The 16573-nt window shown below is 55.2% G+C and carries 16 protein-coding genes and 1 tRNA gene; 11 read left to right on the forward strand and 6 right to left on the reverse strand.

Annotation, left to right across the window (positions count from 1 at the left end; translation table 11 throughout):
- Positions 1–92: 92 nt before the first annotated feature.
- Both AAIG26_RS08095 and hutC read right to left on the reverse strand, forming a co-directional pair.
- Positions 93–647 (reverse strand): HutD family protein, encoded by a 555-nt coding sequence (locus AAIG26_RS08095; protein ID WP_343180428.1) that lies wholly within the window; start codon positions 645–647, stop codon positions 93–95.
- Complete coding sequence (hutC, locus tag AAIG26_RS08100) at positions 644–1405, reverse strand: histidine utilization repressor (RefSeq protein ID WP_020454582.1); 762 nt, start codon at positions 1403–1405, stop codon at positions 644–646. The genes AAIG26_RS08095 and hutC overlap by 4 nt, the downstream gene beginning before the upstream one ends.
- 110 nt (positions 1406–1515) lie before the next feature.
- Between hutC and AAIG26_RS08105 the strand changes: the two genes are divergently transcribed.
- On the forward strand, positions 1516–2883 hold the full coding sequence (locus AAIG26_RS08105) for a formimidoylglutamate deiminase (protein WP_343180429.1): 1368 nt from the start codon (positions 1516–1518) through the stop codon (positions 2881–2883).
- A gap of 120 nt (positions 2884–3003) precedes the next feature.
- Here AAIG26_RS08105 and AAIG26_RS08110 read toward each other — a convergent pair.
- Positions 3004–3075 (reverse strand) — tRNA-Arg (locus tag AAIG26_RS08110).
- A 75-nt stretch (positions 3076–3150) separates the two neighbouring features.
- Positions 3151–4092 carry a formate/nitrite transporter family protein gene (locus tag AAIG26_RS08115; RefSeq protein ID WP_343180431.1) on the reverse strand — a complete coding sequence of 314 codons (942 nt, stop codon included), beginning with the start codon at positions 4090–4092 and terminating at the stop codon, positions 3151–3153.
- A 306-nt stretch (positions 4093–4398) separates the two neighbouring features.
- Between AAIG26_RS08115 and mlaA the strand changes: the two genes are divergently transcribed.
- Positions 4399–5154 carry a phospholipid-binding lipoprotein MlaA gene (gene mlaA, locus AAIG26_RS08120; protein ID WP_017458648.1) on the forward strand — a complete coding sequence of 252 codons (756 nt, stop codon included), beginning with the start codon at positions 4399–4401 and terminating at the stop codon, positions 5152–5154.
- A 63-nt stretch (positions 5155–5217) separates the two neighbouring features.
- On the opposite strand, the gene fadL is transcribed toward mlaA, so the two are convergent.
- On the reverse strand, positions 5218–6579 hold the full coding sequence (fadL, locus tag AAIG26_RS08125) for a long-chain fatty acid transporter FadL (RefSeq protein WP_020454579.1): 1362 nt from the start codon (positions 6577–6579) through the stop codon (positions 5218–5220).
- Between the two features lie 378 nt (positions 6580–6957).
- On the opposite strand from fadL, the gene AAIG26_RS08130 reads away from it, so the two are divergent.
- From AAIG26_RS08130 to sixA, 4 genes are all read left to right on the forward strand, one after another.
- Positions 6958–7242, forward strand: a complete 285-nt coding sequence (locus AAIG26_RS08130) for a YfcZ/YiiS family protein (RefSeq protein WP_020454578.1) — start codon at positions 6958–6960, stop codon at positions 7240–7242.
- A 162-nt stretch (positions 7243–7404) separates the two neighbouring features.
- Positions 7405–8712 carry an acetyl-CoA C-acyltransferase FadI gene (gene fadI, locus AAIG26_RS08135; RefSeq protein WP_343180432.1) on the forward strand — a complete coding sequence of 436 codons (1308 nt, stop codon included), beginning with the start codon at positions 7405–7407 and terminating at the stop codon, positions 8710–8712.
- Positions 8712–10859 (forward strand): fatty acid oxidation complex subunit alpha FadJ, encoded by a 2148-nt coding sequence (fadJ, locus tag AAIG26_RS08140; protein WP_343180433.1) that lies wholly within the window; start codon positions 8712–8714, stop codon positions 10857–10859. The genes fadI and fadJ overlap by 1 nt, the downstream gene beginning before the upstream one ends.
- Before the next feature lie 209 nt (positions 10860–11068).
- Positions 11069–11554 (forward strand): phosphohistidine phosphatase SixA, encoded by a 486-nt coding sequence (gene sixA / locus AAIG26_RS08145; RefSeq protein WP_020454575.1) that lies wholly within the window; start codon positions 11069–11071, stop codon positions 11552–11554.
- 58 nt (positions 11555–11612) lie between these two features.
- Here the strand turns inward: sixA and smrB are convergent, their stop codons facing one another.
- Positions 11613–12164 carry an endonuclease SmrB gene (smrB, locus tag AAIG26_RS08150; RefSeq protein WP_020454574.1) on the reverse strand — a complete coding sequence of 184 codons (552 nt, stop codon included), beginning with the start codon at positions 12162–12164 and terminating at the stop codon, positions 11613–11615.
- Between the two features lie 166 nt (positions 12165–12330).
- Between smrB and prmB the strand changes: the two genes are divergently transcribed.
- The 5 genes from prmB to AAIG26_RS08175 are packed head-to-tail and all read left to right on the forward strand — an operon-like array spanning position 12331 to position 16561.
- Positions 12331–13263 (forward strand): 50S ribosomal protein L3 N(5)-glutamine methyltransferase, encoded by a 933-nt coding sequence (gene prmB, locus AAIG26_RS08155; RefSeq protein WP_044489696.1) that lies wholly within the window; start codon positions 12331–12333, stop codon positions 13261–13263.
- Positions 13264–13300: 37 nt separating this feature from the next.
- Complete coding sequence (gene aroC / locus AAIG26_RS08160) at positions 13301–14386, forward strand: chorismate synthase (RefSeq protein WP_343180435.1); 1086 nt, start codon at positions 13301–13303, stop codon at positions 14384–14386.
- 2 nt (positions 14387–14388) lie between these two features.
- Positions 14389–15213, forward strand: a complete 825-nt coding sequence (gene mepA / locus AAIG26_RS08165; protein ID WP_045513066.1) for a penicillin-insensitive murein endopeptidase — start codon at positions 14389–14391, stop codon at positions 15211–15213.
- Positions 15213–16025 (forward strand): sulfite exporter TauE/SafE family protein, encoded by an 813-nt coding sequence (locus tag AAIG26_RS08170; protein WP_020454570.1) that lies wholly within the window; start codon positions 15213–15215, stop codon positions 16023–16025. The genes mepA and AAIG26_RS08170 overlap by 1 nt, the downstream gene beginning before the upstream one ends.
- On the forward strand, positions 16022–16561 hold the full coding sequence (locus tag AAIG26_RS08175; protein WP_343180436.1) for an elongation factor P hydroxylase: 540 nt from the start codon (positions 16022–16024) through the stop codon (positions 16559–16561). The genes AAIG26_RS08170 and AAIG26_RS08175 overlap by 4 nt, the downstream gene beginning before the upstream one ends.
- The last annotated feature ends 12 nt before the right edge of the window (positions 16562–16573 follow it).

Consider the following 16573-nt stretch of genomic DNA (forward strand, 5'->3'; position numbering starts at 1 on the left):
CGCGTGCGGGAGCGATTTATGAGCGGGTTAATTGCCGATAATGAAGAGGGCTGGCGGCGTTTCAGAAGGTCGACGCCGCAGTTTAGCCGGTGTTAACGGGATGTCAGCGTCACGCAGGCGAAAAGCGTGTCGCTGCCTGCGTTGACGGTAACCGTCGCCGGGTTATCAAGCAGCAGGCTGTCGTAATGTTGCAGCGTATGGCGTTCGCCCCCGACGATGACGTCAAGACGATGTCCGGCATTGAACAGCAGCATTGCTCCCTGCCGATGTTGCCATGTGCCAGCGCGCTGCCAGCGCACCGTTGCCAGGGTGGTTTCATGGCGATAAATCACGTTGAAATCAAGTAACGGCCCGCCGACAACCTCGCAGAACACCGCGCTGTCGCCGTTGAAATCCGTCGCCTGAAACGGTGGAATTAACGCGCTGCGCTGGTCATCAATCGTCAGAAACATGCCTTCGCCTTCCAGTACACTGATGTTTCGCAGGTAACCGGAGAAACGTGAGAACGCCCCGTCTTCGCGGATTGTCGCAACCGATATGCGCCAGTCATACTGGTCGCTGGCGGGAAAACGGCACACTTCGCGGGTGACACCCTGGCCATTTTTCCAGCGCATCTCAGCGTAGCCGCTATAAGGCAGCAGCCTCATTTGCGCATACTTCCTTCCAGACGGTAACGTGAACCCGGATAGACCAGGCGCACGCTGGTGACGATTTTCTTGTCCTGACGACCGGTCCAGGTGCGGCGGTTTACTTGCAGGCAGGGGGTGTGTTCATCTATTTCCAGGTAAACGCACTCGCTGCGGGGCACGTTCACCGCCTCGATAATATGCTCACCTTCGACAATCGGTGCGATGGAAGAGAGATAGGCATTCGGCGTGATACGGGTAAAATCCTGCTGCAGATAGTCTGGCACAATCAGCGCATTCACCAGCCTGTCTTCCAGCATCACCGGAACGCCGTCTTCATAATGGCAAATCAACGAATGGAACAGGCGGCTGCCTTTCGGCAGATTAAAAGCCAGTGCTTGCTGAGCATCTGCATGCTGCTGGGTCAGTTCCAGCACTCTGGCATGATGGCGATGGCCGCGGCTGGCAATCTCATCGGCAATGTTGTTGATTTCCAGCAGCGCCGACTGCCCACGGACTTCGGCGACAAAGGTGCCAATGCCCTGCATACGCACCAGCAGCCCTTCGGCGGTCAGTTCACGCAGCGCGCGGTTAATGGTCATCCGGCTGTAGCCAAACTGGCTAACCAGCTCGCTTTCTGACGGCACGCGGTAGTTCACCGGCCAGGCGCCGCTGTGGATATTGGTTTTAATCATGCTCTTCACCCTTTCATAGAAAGGGGCGGGCTGATCAAGACGAGTCTCGCCTGCGGCTGCTTTAAAAATATCGCTTTGCTCCATGAACCCTTTCCTCGGCCGGATAACCGTTGAAGTTTACTCTACACCTATTTGGATGTATATATATAAGCATGTATATACATATCAAATAACGGCAGGCGGTGAGGGGATATATGACGGTATATTTCGCGGCAAAAGCATTGTTGCCGCAGGGCTGGGCGGAGAATGTTCGCATCACGGTTTCCCCGCAGGGCATCATCACCGCGCTCGAAAGCGGTAGTCAGCCAGACGACACGGCGATTCGCCTGGAGGGTTTTTTGGTGCCGGGCATGCCAAACCTGCATTCGCACGCTTTTCAGCGTGCAATGGCCGGGCTAACCGAAGTGGTGGGCGATCCGGCGGACAGCTTCTGGACATGGCGCGATTTGATGTACCGGCTGGTGGATAAAATTACCCCCGAACAGCTGGAAACCATTGCCAGCTATTTGTACATCGAAATGCTGAAGGCCGGTTATACCTCCGTTGCCGAATTTCACTATTTGCACCACGATCGTGGCGGAAAACCTTACGCACAGCCAGCCGAGCTGGCGATGCGTATTTCGCAGGCGGCGAAAACGGCGGGTATTGGCCTGACATTACTGCCGGTGCTTTACAGTTTCTCCGGTTTTGGTGGGCAGCCAGCGACCGCCGGGCAGAGCCGCTTTATTCACGATACGGAAGGCTACCTTGCACTGCATGCCACGCTGACGTCGCAGCTTGCTGCTGAGCCGATGCAGCGTACCGGGCTGTGCTTCCACTCGCTGCGAGCCGTTACGCCGGAACAGATGCAGAGCGTGCTTAAAGCCTGTCCACAACCACAACCGGTGCATATTCATATTGCTGAGCAGCAAAAAGAGGTTGATGACTGCTTGGCCTGGTCTGGATTGCGGCCGGTGGAGTGGCTTTATCAGCATATGCCGGTGGATGAACAGTGGTGTCTGATCCATGCCACGCATATTACGCCGCAGGAAACCCAACAGATTGCCGCTTCCGGCGCAGTGGCGGGCCTGTGCCTGACCACTGAAGCCAATCTTGGCGATGGTATTTTCCCGGGGCCGGACTATCTTGCGCAGCAGGGGCGCTGGGGAATTGGCTCCGACAGCCATATCAGCGTCAGCGTCAGCGAGGATTTGCGCTGGTTTGAGTACGGGCAACGGTTAAACAAACGGCGGCGCAACTTACTGTCTTTGCCGGATGAGCCTTATATTGGCAATGTACTGTATCAGGGGGCATTGCAGGGCGGACGCCGTGCGCTGGGGCAGGCGATTGGTCAACTGGCGGTCGGCGATCGCGCGGATATGCTGTTGCTCGACAGCCGCGATCCCTTCCTTGCAGCCGCAGGCGATCGTGAACGTCTGAACCGCTGGATTTTCGCCTGCTCAACAAACCCGATAAAAAGGGTAATGGCGGGAGGACGCTGGGTGATTGAAGAGGGTCGTCACGCACAGGAGGAGCAGGTGACCTCTGCATTTATTAAGGTGATGCAGCAACTGGTGGCGTAACACTAAGCAGCAGGACGTTGATAAGAACCAATGGCGGTTGGCAGACGCAGGAAGTGATTTAACTTACTGAATCTGTAGGGTAATGACGACTTTGAACGATGTTCGCAGGAAGTGGGATATTGTCCCCTGCAGGAATCGAACCTGCAACTAGCCCTTAGGAGGGGCTCGTTATATCCATTTAACTAAGGGGACAAAGCGGCGGGAGTATAACGTTATTTACGTCTCGCGTTAAGCTCACATGCCGCCAAGTGATTAAACTGTCGCCGTTTAAGCCCCTTTTTCTGCGCCGTCGCGTTGCTGTTTTTGCTCGTCGGTGCGGGCTTTGGCTTCGGCTTTACGCGCGTTGATCATATCGTTACGGATCTGCGCGTGGCTAAGCAGAGCAAAAATAAAGGTGCCGCCGCAAATATTCCCGGCGAGTGTCGGCAGGGCGAACGGCCAGATAAATTCGCTCCAGTGCAGCGTGCCGTTAAACACCAGATAGAAAATCTCCACCGCACCGACCACGATATGCGTGGTATCCGCCAGCGCGATAAGCCAGGTCATTAAAATGATCACCACAATTTTCGCCGCGCCCGCTGAAGGGAACATCCACACCATGGTGGCGATGATCCAGCCGGAGATAATGGCGTTGGAAAACATCTCCAGCGGCGTGTTCTTCATCACCTCCATGCCGATTTTGACAAAAGCATCGCGGGTGGCTTCATCGAATATGGGCATATACTCGAACGCCCAGGCGGCAATAGCCGTGCCAACCAGGTTCCCGAGTAACACCACGCTCCATAAGCGCGTCATCAGGCCAAAGTTAACCCAACTGGGTTTTTGCATCACCGGTAATACGGCCGTGACGGTGTTTTCGGTAAACAACTGCTGGCGCGCCATAATGACAATAATAAAGCCAAAGGTGTAACCGAGGTTCTCCAGCAGAAAACCGCCGGGAATGTCGTCGAGTTGTACGTGAAAAATCCCTTTTGCCAGCAGCGACGCGCTCATCGATAAACCCGCCGCAATCGCTGACCAGAACAGCGCCATCGCGTCGCGTTCCAGCTCTTTTTCGCCGTCCTGGCGAATATGCTCATGAATCGCCATGGCGCGTGAGGGCAGGCGTTCTTCATCAAGTTCTATTTTCTTCCCACTCTTCTTCTCGTCGCTCTCCACTTGTATGTCATCGCTGTGTTTATCGATTTTCTCTTCTTTAATATTGTCCACGATGGCCTCGCTTGGTGATGGCGGCAAAATTTAAGCGTAGCGGTTTTCACGCTTATTCCGTGACGGCATCGTCCTAAATTGCGCGAAAAGCAATAATGGCAATACGATATTGAGGAAGTTTGTATAGAATTGTTAACGAGCCGTAAAGGTGAGTTCGGTTAGGCTGAGTGAGAGTTGTTCGCCGCGTGGACATCAGAATATGTGCTGATACAATGCGTTGCGCATTGTCTGCGCAAAACGGATTTCCGCGTTTGCGTTATTCAAAAATGGCATTCAGCGATGACCATTTTCTTCAGGGAGACACCTATGAAATTCCGCCTGTCGGCGCTTGCGCTGGCTACCACTGTGCTGGTCGGTTGTGCCAGTTCCGGTAAAGATTCGCAGGGACGTTCAGACCCGCTGGAAGGGTTCAACCGCACCATGTACAGCTTCAACTTCAATGTGCTGGATCCGTATGTTGTCAGGCCCGTTGCCGTTGTCTGGCGTGATTACGTGCCGCAGCCAGCGCGTAATGGTCTGAGCAACTTCACCAGCAACCTTGAAGAACCGGCGGTGATGGTGAACTTCTTCTTACAAGGCGATCCGTACCAGGGGATGGTTCACTTTACACGCTTCTTCCTGAACACCCTGCTGGGGATGGGCGGCTTGATGGATGTCGCGGGTGCCGCGAACCCGAAATTGCAGCGCGTTGAACCGCACCGTTTTGGTAGCACGCTGGGGCATTACGGCATGGGTTACGGCCCTTATATGCAACTGCCGTTCTATGGCAGTTTCACGCTGCGTGAAGACGGTGGTGATATGGCCGATACGCTCTATCCGGTGCTGTCGTGGCTGACATGGCCGCTGTCGGTGGGCAAATGGACGGTTGAAGGCATTGAATCGCGCGCGCAACTGCTGGATTCAGACGGCCTGCTGCGCCAGTCTTCCGATCCGTACATTCTGGTGCGTGAAGCCTACTTCCAGCGCCACGACTTTATCGCCAACGGTGGTAAGCTGAAACCGCAGGAAAACCCGAACGCGCAGGCGATAGAGGGCGATTTGAAAGATATCGACTCGCAATAAACCCAGCCCAGCAAATAAAAAAGGTGAGCACGGCGCTCACCTTTTTTTATGTCTGATGGTTTATCAGAACGCGTAGTTGAAGTTCGCGCCGTACAGCCATGCACGACCTTCAGAGCTGAAGGTATACGGGCCTTCGGTGAATTTAACTTTCTGACCGTGCATATAAGAAACGCCGACGTCGACGGACGCATCTTTATTAAATGCATAGGTCGCACCGGTGCTCAGCCAGAGGCGATCCTGATCCGGGATGGAGATGGAGCGTTTGTCTGCCGGAACCGGGCTGTCATCGAAGGCGATACCGGCGCGGAAGGTCCAGTTATCATCCATATAATAGGTAGTACCCAGCGCGATACGGTAGGCGTCTTTAAAGCTTTCATCTTTATAGAACAGCGTCTGGCCGTTGTCGCCGGTCGCTTTCAGCTCCTGGAACTGGCTCCAGCTGGTGTAAGTCAGGCTGTAGTGAATGGCCCACTGCGGGTCAACACGGTTATAACCCGACACTTCCCACATTTCCGGCAGGTGCAATGAGAGCGAACCGTTGGTGGTGGCACCGCCGGTACCGTATGGCAAGTTAAGATTGAGCGCCGCATTGATCGGGTTCAGCGCTGCGGGCAGACTGCTCTTATAATCGCCGTCGAAGTCGACTTTGACTTCAGAGCGATAGGTGAAAGCGTAGCGGTTGTTTTTATCCAGCTCGTAGAGAATACCGGCGTTCCAGCCAAAGCCCCACTCATCGCCTTTCAGATGGGCGATTTGCGTATCGCGGCTAATACCGCCAGCCTGCGCGGCGAGTCGCTGTGCATCTTGTGGTGACAGGCGACCGGATTGCACCAGCCCAGGCAGACCTGCGCCGATGATTTGCGGCAGGTCACCCGCGTAGCGCTCCACTTTCGCACGTGCATAAACGGCATCGAAACCGAGGCCGAAGCTCCAGTGGCTATCCAGACGATACGCGCCGCTCAGGTTGAGGTTCAGCGTTTCGAGATCGGTTTTACCGCCCATTGAACCGGCTGCATAGCTGTTGTTGAACTCGGTGGCCAGCCCGTAGTTAGAGGTCACGGACGCGCCCCAGCCAAATTGATCGTTAATCGGTGCCACGAAGTGCAGGTTCGGGATCCACGCGGTCGGGGCGATGTTGTCCTGGCTGGCATTGTTACCAATGGCAGAACGGCCCTTTACGTTAACATCCGGATCGACAAACACCGCACCACCAGAGAAGGTTGGGCGATCGAACATGGTGATCAGCGCCGGGTTGCGGCTGACGCTGCCTGCGTCATCAGCAATGGCGCCTTCACCGGAATAAGCCCGGCCAAGGCCAGAGGATGAAAACTCGTTGAGTTGAAAGCCTGCGGACCAGGCCTGGGTAGAAACGATTGCCACTGCGACTGCCAACGCAGACTTGGTAAACCGGGTTTTCTGGCTCATGACCATAACCTCATTCGAAATCGATTTATTTTTATACAAACTTTGTTACGCGGGGTAACAGGAGCGCGAAGTGTAGGGTCTGAGGTACATCTGAGAAATCAGACCAGTGGCGAGAGTATAGGTCTGACCAGAGGAAATGTTGCAAGTATGTATATAAGATTTTTCAATTGTGATCTTCGAAACGGGATCTGCGCAGCAAAATTGCCCCCGGTGTTAATCAGTCGATTAGATGATTTTTGTTTTAGATCATTTTTAAGTGTGATTTCGGTCACTTATCACCGCTTGCGGAATTAACGACTGGAGCCACATTCCCTCGCGGCGTAAAATATGCGCAACGTTTATCTGGCACCTTGGGTGCGAATTCAGAGGAAATCTACCATGAGTAAATGCAGTGCTGATGAAACCCCGGTTTGCTGCTGTATGGATGTTGGCACCATTATGGACAACTCCGACTGCACCGCCTCTTACAGCCGCGTGTTCGCTAAACGCGCCGATGCGGAAGAAACCCTGGCTGCGCTGAGCGCCAGAGCCCGCAGCGTGGAATCCGATCCTTGCCAAATCACTTCCACGTTCACGGAAGTGGCAGACGGTGTGCGCCTGGATATCGATTTTGTCTTCGCTTGCGAAGCTGAAACGCTGATTTTCCAGCTCGGTCTGCGTTAATTATCCCACCAACGCTCCCGTCCAGCGGGGGCGTTTTGTTAAGTATCTCTGTGCCTTAGCTCCCATTTTTTTCTCCCTCCCATTGGCTAAATGTAAAAAATTGGTTAAGACTGTTATCAGGTCAGACCACTTAATGCATTACGCTGTTAACAGGGGAGTGTTATGAAGGCATTACCGCTTGTCACCCGCCAGGGCGACCGCATTGCCATTGTCAGTGGGTTACGTACCCCTTTTGCCCGCCAGGCGACCGTCTTCCACGGCGTGCCGGCCATCGATCTTGGCAAAATGGTGGTGGGAGAGATGCTGGCACGCAGCGAAATTCCCCCCGAAGTGATTGAACAACTGGTTTTTGGCCAGGTGGTTCAAATGCCCGAAGCGCCGAATATTGCGCGCGAAATTGTGCTTGGCACCGGCATGAGTGTGCATACCGACGCTTACAGTGTAAGCCGTGCCTGCGCGACCAGCTTTCAGGCGGTGGCGAATGTCACCGAAAGTCTGCTGGCGGGCACCATCCGTGCCGGTATCGCCGGTGGGGCCGATTCGTCTTCGGTGCTGCCGATTGGCGTCAGCAAAAAACTGGCGCTAACGCTGGTGGATGCCAACAAAGCGCGCAGCATGGGGCAAAAACTGAAACTCTTCTCGCGCCTGCGTCTGCGCGACCTGCTGCCGGTTCCTCCGGCGGTAGCGGAATATTCCACCGGCCTGCGCATGGGCGATACCGCTGAACAGATGGCGAAAACCTACGGTATCAGCCGTGAGCAGCAGGATGCGCTGGCGCACCGTTCACACCAGCTTGCCGCCCAGGCCTGGGCAGAAGGCAAACTGGCAGAAGAGGTGATGACCGCTTACGCACCGCCATTTCGTGACCCGGTCGAGAAAGATAACAACGTACGTACAAATTCGAGCCTGGCGGATTATGCAAAACTGCGCCCGGCGTTTGATCGCCAGCACGGCACGGTGACGGCGGCCAACAGTACGCCGCTTACCGATGGTGCCGCGGCGGTGATCCTGATGACGGAATCCCGCGCCAAGGAGCTTGGGCTGGTGCCGTTGGGATACCTGCGCAGCTATGCGTTTACCGCCATTGATGTGCGTGAAGATATGCTGCTTGGCCCGGCGTGGGCAACGCCGCTGGCGCTGGAGCGAGCCGGATTATCAATGGCGGATTTAACCCTGCTTGATATGCATGAAGCCTTTGCTGCGCAAACCCTGAGCAACCTGAAGCTGATGGCCAGCGAGCGTTTTGCCCGCGAGGTACTGGGACGTTCACAGGCAACCGGCGAAGTGGATGACAGCAAATTTAACGTGCTTGGCGGCTCTATCGCTTATGGGCATCCGTTTGCCGCTACCGGCGCGCGTATGATCACTCAGACCCTGCATGAGCTGCGCCGTCGTGGCGGCGGTTTTGGTCTGGTCACGGCCTGTGCCGCGGGCGGTCTGGGTGCGGCAATGGTTCTGGAGGCAGAGTAATGACCACAACATCGGCATTTACCCTTAGTGTGCGTTCCGACAATGTGGCGGTAGTCGCTATTGATGTACCGAACGAGAAGATGAACACCCTGAAAGCGGAGTTCGCAACGGATGTTCGCGCCATTTTAAAACAGATCCGCGAAAACAAAGCGTTGCGCGGCGTGGTGTTTATCTCAGCAAAACCGGACAACTTTATTGCTGGCGCGGATATCAATATGATCGCCCGCTGCCAGACGGCGAAAGAGGCCGAAGAGCTCGCCCGTCAGGGGCAGCAACTGATGGCGGAAATCCACGCCCTGCCGATCCCGGTCATCGCCGCGATTAATGGCCCCTGCCTCGGCGGTGGGCTGGAACTGGCGCTGGCGTGCCATCGCCGGATTTGTACAAACGATGCCAAAACGGTGCTGGGATTACCGGAAGTGCAACTGGGTTTACTTCCTGGTTCTGGCGGTACGCAACGTTTGCCACGTCTGATCGGCGTGAGTACCGCGCTGGAGATGATTCTCACCGGTAAGCAGTTACGCCCACGGCAGGCATTAAAAGTAGGTCTGGTTGACGATGTGGTTCCGCCTTCCATTTTACTGGACGCCGCCGTCGGACTGGTTTCGCAGGGGCGTCCTGCCAGCCGCCATTTACCGGTGCGTGAACGCATTCTTGCCGGGCCGCTTGGCCGCACTTTATTGTTCCGCATGGTCGTGAAGAAAACCGAACAGAAAACCCAGGGGAATTATCCTGCTGCATCGCGCATTCTCTCGGTGGTTGAAACCGGCCTTGCCCAGGGGCGCAGCAGCGGTTATGACGCCGAGGCGCGCGCATTTGGTCAACTGGCGATGACGCCGCAATCGCAGGCGCTACGGCATCTCTTTTTTACCAGTACCGATATCAAAAAAGATCCTGGCAGCGTCGTCGAACCCGGCCCGCTTAACAGTGTGGGCGTGCTGGGTGGTGGGTTGATGGGCGGCGGTATCGCATTTGTCACGGCCAGCAAAGGTGGGTTGCCGGTTCGCATTAAAGATATTAATGCGAAGGGCATTAACCATGCGCTGAAATACAGTTGGCAACAACTGGATAAAAAAGTGCGCCGTCGTTACCTGAAACCCGCCGAGCGCGACAGCCAGATGGCGAAGATCTCCGGTTCGCTCGATTATCGTGGCTTTGCCCATCGCGATCTGGTGATTGAAGCGGTGTTTGAGGATCTTGCGTTGAAGCAGAAAATGGTCGCTGAAGTCGAAGCTAACTGCGCAGCGCATACCATTTTCGCCTCCAATACCTCGTCTTTACCGATCGGCGATATTGCTGCGCATGCGGCGCGTCCGGAAAAAGTTATCGGATTACATTTTTTCAGCCCGGTGGAAAAAATGCCACTGGTCGAAGTAATTCCGCATGCCGGCACCGATGAGCAGACCATTGCCACGACGGTGAAGCTGGCGAAAAAACAGGGCAAAACGCCGATCGTGGTGGCAGATAAAGCGGGCTTTTACGTTAACCGCATCCTCGCGCCTTATATAAATGAAGCGATGCGCCTGCTAAGCGAAGGGCAACGCATTGAAACTATCGATCAGGCGCTGGTGAAATTCGGTTTTCCGGTGGGGCCTATCCAGTTGCTGGATGAAGTGGGGATCGATACCGGCACCAAAATTATCCCGGTGCTGGAAGCTGCCTATGGAGAACGTTTTAGCGCGCCTGCAAGTGTGGTTAACGCAATCTTGAATGACGATCGCAAAGGCAGAAAAAATGAGCGCGGTTTCTATCTTTACCCGACGAAAGGGCGTAAAAGCAAAAAGCAGCCAGACCCATCGATCTACCGCTTAATCGGTGTTTCAGATGGCACGCAGTTACCGCGTCAGCAGATAGCAGAACGGTGCGTGATGTTGATGCTGAACGAAGCGGCTCGCTGCTTTGATGAACAGGTGATTCGCAGCGCGCGCGATGGTGACATTGGTGCCGTGTTTGGCATCGGTTTCCCACCGTTTTTGGGCGGGCCGTTCCACTATATGGATGCGCTGGGCGTAAGCGAAGTGGTGGCGACACTACAGCGGTTACAGGCGCAGTACGGCGAGCGTTTTGCTCCTTGCGAGCCGCTGTTACGCATGGCGGAACAAGGTGTAACTTTCTGGCCGACAAAAGAAACCGAACGTTTCAGTTAGTGTCTAAAAAAGTAATTCTGTTATACCTCATGGGCTTTACGGTTATTTAATAAACAGTGATTGACTATAGTTGCGCCATTGAGGTAAAAAACAGCGTTTCATTCAACGAATGGATCAGGCACAATGCCCGGCCATTAATATTTTCCGATGTCGTGAAATGATTTTGCGGTGAAAGTATTAATGATTCTGGTTAACAAAAGCGGTGCAATATGCAAGTTTTTATCATGCGTCACGGCGACGCTGCCCTCGATGCAGCCAGTGACTCGGTTCGTCCCTTAACCCCTTGTGGCTGTGACGAAACCCGTCTGATGGCAACATGGTTGAAAGGCCAAAAAGTGGATATTGAACGTGTTCTGGTCAGCCCTTTTTTACGTGCTGAACAGACGCTGGATAAGGTAGGGGAGTGTATGAACCTGCCTGACAACGTGGATGTCCTGCCGGAACTGACGCCCTGCGGCGATATCGGCCTGGTTAGCGCCTATTTGCAGGCGCTGGCAAACGAAGGTACTTCCGCCGTGCTGGTGATTTCTCACCTGCCGCTGGTCGGATACCTGGTGTCCGAACTCTGCCCGGGTGAAGCGCCGCCGATGTTTACCACCTCCGCCATCGCCAGCGTTACGCTGGATGAAGACGGTAAAGGTGTCTTTAACTGGCAAATGAGTCCCTGCAACCTGAAGATGCCAAAAGCTATCTGATTCGCCGGACCATGAAAGATAAAGAGCCGCATTGCGCGGCTCTTGTCGTTTCTGCGCTTCAGGGCAACTCCGGCGGCTGCCACTCTTCCACTTCTATAAGCACCAGTATCGCCGCATCGCCGCCATACTCTTTCGGGGCCTGGTGAAACGCCATCACATGCGGGTGCTGGGCCAGCCACAACGGTGTCTGCTGTTTGAGAATATGTTTGCCGTGGCCGTGCATCACGCAGGCGCAAAACACATGTTCGCGACGGCAGGCGGCAATCAACGCCCCCAGTTCCTGTTTCGCCTGAAGCTGGGTTAAACCGTGCAGATCAAGAAACAGCTCCGGGGCATAATCGCCACGGCGGATCTTTTTCAGCTCAAAATGGCTGACATCGTCGCGCACATATTTTACCGGGCCTTCGGTGTTTAACAGCGGCTGGAACTCATCAGAAAAATAGTGGCTGTTATCGGCTTGCTCCTGCAACAACCGTTTCTCCGGCACTTCAGTGATTTTTTTTCGTGCCGGGCGATGAACCACGGTGTCCTGCTTTATCTGGCGTGTACCGGCCATCAGTTGCCGGAACAGCGCCTGTTCCTCCTCGCTAAGCGATGGTTTCTTTTTCATCTGCGCATCTCATCTTTTCTTTTTTTCAGTGTACCCGACTCATTGCGCCAGCGGTGCAGCAAAATGCATTTTTACCCCGCGCAGGTGCGTGAGAATGCTGATTTATCGCCGTCTTCGTGGCAAACTAGCCGCCGAATTTAATGCGAGCATGCGCCTGGGGGATACCATGGATAAAATTTTCGTCGACGAAGCAGTGAACGAGCTGCACACCATTCAGGACATGTTGCGCTGGTCGGTAAGCCGATTTAGCGCCGCCAATATCTGGTACGGACACGGCACCGACAACCCGTGGGACGAAGCGGTGCAACTGGTGTTGCCAACGCTCTACCTGCCGCTGGATATCCCGGAAGATATGCGCACCGCGCGCCTGACCTCCAGCGAGCGTCACCGCATTGTTGAACGCGTGATCCGCCGCGTTAATGAACGTATTCCGGTGGCTTACCTCACTAATAAAGCCTGGTTTTGCGGCCACGAATTTTATGTTGATGAGCGCGTACTGGTGCCGCGTTCGCCGATTGGCGAGCTGATTAACAACCACTTTGCGGGTCTTATCGATGAACCGCCGAAGCATATTCTTGATATGTGTACCGGTAGCGGCTGTATCGCGATTGCCTGTGCTTATGCCTTCCCGGAAGCGGAAGTGGACGCCGTCGATATCTCCACGGACGCGCTGGCGGTAACCGAACACAATATCGAAGAGCACGGGCTTATTCATCACGTGACGCCAATCCGCTCCGACGTTTTCCGCGACTTGCCGAAAGTGCAGTACGACCTGATTGTGACCAACCCGCCGTACGTTGACGAAGAAGATATGGCAGATCTGCCTTCCGAGTATCGCCACGAGCCAGAACTTGGCCTGGCCTCCGGCAGCGATGGCCTGAAACTGACGCGCCGCATCCTCGCCTGCGCGCCGGATTACCTCTCTGACAACGGCATCCTGATTTGTGAAGTGGGTAACAGCATGGTACATCTGATGGAACAATATCCGGACGTACCGTTTACCTGGCTGGAGTTTGATAACGGCGGGGACGGCGTCTTCATGCTGACCAAAGCGCAGCTTATCGCCGCTCGCGAACATTTCAGCATCTATAAAGATTAAAACGACGCTCAACACAGACAACGACAACGGAGCCGTGATGGCAGGAAACACAATTGGACAACTCTTTCGCGTAACCACCTTCGGCGAATCGCATGGCCTGGCGCTCGGCTGTATTGTCGACGGCGTGCCGCCGGGCATTCCGCTGACCGAGGCGGATCTGCAACACGATCTGGACAGACGCCGCCCGGGGACATCGCGCTACACCACTCAGCGCCGCGAGCCGGATCAGGTGAAAATCCTCTCCGGTGTGTTTGAAGGCGTGACCACTGGCACCAGCATTGGTCTGCTGATTGAAAATACTGATCAGCGTTCGCAGGATTATGGCGCAATTAAAGATCTGTTCCGTCCGGGACATGCGGATTACACCTACGAGCAAAAATATGGCGTGCGCGACTATCGCGGCGGTGGCCGTTCTTCCGCCCGTGAAACGGCGATGCGCGTGGCGGCTGGCGCTATTGCTAAAAAATACCTGGCGCAGAAATTTGGCATTGTTATTCGTGGTTGCCTGACGCAGATGGGCGACATCCCGCTGGCGATTAAAGCGTGGGAGCAAGTGGAGCAGAACCCGTTTTTCTGCCCGGACCCCGATAAAATTGACGCACTGGATAAGCTGATGCGCGGCCTGAAAAAAGAGGGCGATTCCATTGGCGCGAAAGTGACCGTTGTCGCTGATGGCGTACCGGCAGGTCTTGGCGAGCCAGTGTTTGACCGCCTTGATGCGGATATTGCCCATGCGCTGATGAGCATTAACGCGGTGAAAGGCGTTGAAATTGGCGATGGCTTTGAGGTGGTAAAACTGCGCGGCAGCGAAAACCGCGACGAAATCACCAAACAGGGTTTTCAGAGTAACCACGCGGGCGGCATTTTGGGCGGTATCAGCAGCGGCCAGCAAATTGTCGCCACTATTGCGCTGAAACCCACCTCAAGCATTACCGTGCCCGGTAAGACGATCAACCGCTTTGGCGATGAGGTCGAAATGATCACCAAAGGTCGTCACGATCCGTGTGTTGGCATTCGCGCCGTACCGATCGCTGAAGCGATGCTGGCGATTGTCTTGATGGATCACTTCCTGCGTCAGCGCGCGCAAAATGCTGATGTAATAACCGATATTCCACGCTGGTAACCATGAAAAAAACGGCAATCGCCCTGTTTGCCCTGCTGGTGAGCGCAACTGCCATGGCGGCGACGCCATGGCAAAAACTGACCCATCCCATCGCCGGTAGCCCCCAATCTATCGGCGCGTTTTCCAATGGTTGCATCGTTGGCGCGCATGAGCTGCCGCTGCAATCGGATCACTACCAGGTGATGCGCACCGATCAACGGCGCTATTTCGGCCATCCGGATCTGGTGTTATTCATTCAGCGCTTCAGCACTCAGGTATACAACCTCGGGCTCGGTACGGTGCTGGTAGGCGATATGGGAATGCCAGCCGGTGGGCGCTTTAACGGCGGTCACGCCAGCCACCAGTCGGGGCTGGATGTTGATATCTTCCTGCAGCTTCCGAAAACGCGCTGGAGCGCGGCGCAATTGCTCAAACCGCAGGCGCTGGATCTGGTTTCCAGCGATGGCAAACAGGTGGTGCCCGCGCTGTGGAAGCCGGAAATCAGCAGCATGATCAAGCTGGCGGCAGAGGATAACGAGGTGACGCGTATCTTCGTTAACCCGGCTATCAAGCAGCAGCTTTGCCTGGATGCGGGTAGCGATCGTGACTGGCTGCGCAAAGTGCGCCCGTGGTTCCAGCATCGCGCGCATATGCATGTGCGCCTGCGCTGCCCGGCGGACAGCCTGGAGTGCCAGGATCAACCGCTGCCGCCGCCAGGCGATGGTTGCGGCGCGGAATTGCAAAGCTGGTTTGAACCGGCGAAGCCGGGTAGTTCAACACCTGAGAAAAAGACGCCGCCGCCGTTGCCGCCGTCCTGTCAGGCTTTACTGGATGAACACGCACTCTGATGGAACTCTTTCAACAACTGTTTATGGTGTCACCGCTGCTGCTGGTGACGCTTTTTTTTGTCGCGCTGCTGGCCGGGTTTATTGACGCGCTGGCGGGCGGTGGTGGGCTGCTAACCGTTCCGGCGCTGATGGCGGCGGGCATGTCACCGGCGCAGGCGCTGGCGACCAACAAATTGCAGGCCTGCGGCGGTTCGCTTTCGGCATCGCTCTATTTTATTCGCCGCAAAGTGGTGAATCTCGCCGATCAGAAGCTCAATATTTTGATGACCTTTATCGGCTCCACCACCGGCGCGCTGCTGGTGCAACATGTGCAATCCGATGTGCTGCGCCAGATCCTGCCAATTTTAGTTATCTGTATTGGCCTCTATTTCCTGCTGATGCCAGGGCTGGGCGAAGAGGATCGTCAGCGCCGCTTGTACGGCCTGCCTTTCGCGCTGGTTTCCGGCGGCTGTGTTGGTTTCTATGACGGTTTCTTCGGCCCGGGCGCAGGCTCGTTTTACGCCCTGGCGTTTGTCACACTTGCGGGTTTTAACCTGGCAAAGTCGACCGCTCATGCCAAAGTGCTGAATGCCACCTCCAACGTCGGTGGGCTGCTGCTATTTATTATTGGCGGCAAAGTGGTGTGGGGCACCGGTTTTGTTATGCTGGCCGGGCAATTTCTCGGCGCGCGCATGGGCTCGCGTCTGGTGCTCAGCAAAGGGCAAAAGCTCATTCGTCCGATGATTGTGATTGTCTCGGCGGTGATGAGCGCCAAACTTCTCTATGACAGTCACGGGCAGGAGATCCTCCAGTATCTGGGGGTGAATGTATGACGCATCACTATCAACAATTAATTGATATTTTCGACGGCTGTTTTGCCGACGATTTTAATACCCGTCTGATTAAAGGCGACGACGAACCGATCTATCTTCCTGCTGATGCGGATGTTCCTTATAACCGCATTGCCTTTGCCCACGGCTTTTATGCCAGCGCGTTACATGAAATTTCGCACTGGTGCATTGCGGGAGCCGAGCGGCGCAAGCTGGTGGATTTTGGTTACTGGTACTGCCCGGACGGTCGCGATGCGGCGACGCAGGGGAAATTCGAAGATGTTGAAGTCAAACCGCAGGCGTTTGACTGGTTGTTCTGCGTGGCGGCAGGTTTCCCGTTTAACGTCAGTTGCGACAATCTGGAAGGCGATTTCGAACCCGATCGCATCGTGTTCCAGCGCCGTGTACATGCACAGGTGATGGCGTATCTGGAGCAGGGCATTCCTGCACGTCCGGCGCGTTTTATTAAAGCACTACAGGATTATTACCAGACGCCGCCCTTAGCGGCAGCACAGTTTCCGTGGCCGGAAGACCTGTAAGGCCATTTTTTA

The sequence above is a fragment of the Kosakonia sp. PSU_27 genome (assembly GCF_039409795.1).
Classification (GTDB): domain Bacteria; phylum Pseudomonadota; class Gammaproteobacteria; order Enterobacterales; family Enterobacteriaceae; genus Kosakonia.